This window comes from Mesorhizobium sp. M7A.F.Ca.US.014.04.1.1, from assembly GCF_003998745.1.
GTDB classification, from domain to species: Bacteria; Pseudomonadota; Alphaproteobacteria; order Rhizobiales; family Rhizobiaceae; genus Mesorhizobium; species Mesorhizobium ciceri.
This window is the reverse complement of record NZ_RZRW01001126.1, coordinates 1-1,008: the sequence shown is the minus strand read 5'-3', so window position 1 is coordinate 1,008 and position 1,008 is coordinate 1. Positions and strand designations below refer to the sequence as shown.

2 protein-coding genes are annotated in these 1,008 nt (G+C 58.1%); one reads left to right on the top strand and one right to left on the bottom strand.

Going from position 1 to position 1,008, the window contains the following annotated elements:
- Positions 1-220: 220 nt before the first annotated feature.
- Positions 221-469, bottom strand: a complete 249-nt coding sequence (locus EOA22_RS35010; protein ID WP_013525118.1) for a hypothetical protein — start codon at positions 467-469, stop codon at positions 221-223.
- A gap of 278 nt (positions 470-747) precedes the next feature.
- Between EOA22_RS35010 and EOA22_RS35005 the strand changes: the two genes are divergently transcribed.
- The coding region (locus EOA22_RS35005; protein ID WP_206521513.1) for a hypothetical protein at positions 748-1,008 on the top strand (261 nt) is incomplete at its 3' end.

Here is a 1,008-nt window from a genome sequence, read left to right as displayed (position 1 = left end):
CCTTGGCTGCACGCTTCGCCTCTCTGACAGCCTCATCTCGATCAGCCATATCGGCAAAGATTGCAGGCTGGGCCATGCCTTCGATAAACTCGAAGCGGAATTTCGGCATCGGTCGCTCCAGTCATTGTGCCAGCGCATCGGACATTTCTGGCAGGTTTGACGCTCAACGCGGCGGTGTCGAAAAGGATGCAGCGGGTTGATTGCGCTTGATCATCAAACCTCAGGCAGCATTGCTGCCTCCCATCTCCCAGTCGCCTTGCCAACGTGCGCGCACGGCGATCATCAGTGTGGCCGCTTCCGTCATTCCTGTTTCAAACAACCTGATCAGCTCTCTCGCTACGGCGTTGGCCGCCGCCGTGTCGGGCAAGATAGCAAATTCCTGGCACAGCGCGTCGAACGCGTCGCGAAGGATGTTCAGGTCACTGGGGTAGAGAGCTTCCGTATTCGTGCGGGTTGGTCGGCTAAGCATCAGGCGCTCCTATTCGGCTACAGTGGGATTGCTCCCAAGCAGCGGCGCCCGTTACACAGCCGCTGACAATGGCTTTATGCGGCACAGCCCAGCAGGTGTCATTAAACTATGATGCACGGCGCGTCGTTCGCCCGTTGAGGGCGCATATGGAGTTGTCCTTGGCTGTCGTGACGCAAGTTTCTTCGCAATGCGTCGGCGGCCTAGCCCCGACCTGTTGTCCGGCGCCTGGAACTCTTCGCGACTGACGGCATTATCTAGTCCGACCAACCGGGGGCGAAATGGGAGTCACGTCACGCGAACGTTCGTCTGAAGTGCAGCGCTTCCAGCTTCTGGCGGGGTTGGGTGACAGGATTCGGGAGATCGATGATCCTGCCGAACTGGCATTTGCGGCAGCGGAATTGCTTGGGAAGCATTTTGGCATCAGTCGAGCCGGATATGGCACGATCGATCTCAAGAAAGAAACGATAGTCATCGACAGAGACTGGAACGCGCCGGGAATCCGAAGTCTGGCCGGAACTCTGAACTTCAGGGACTACGGC

Coding starts and splice junctions, on each gene's coding strand:
- EOA22_RS35010 (WP_013525118.1), bottom strand. CDS start 469: ATGCTTAGCCGACCAACCCGCACGAATACGGAAGCTCTCTACCCCAGT.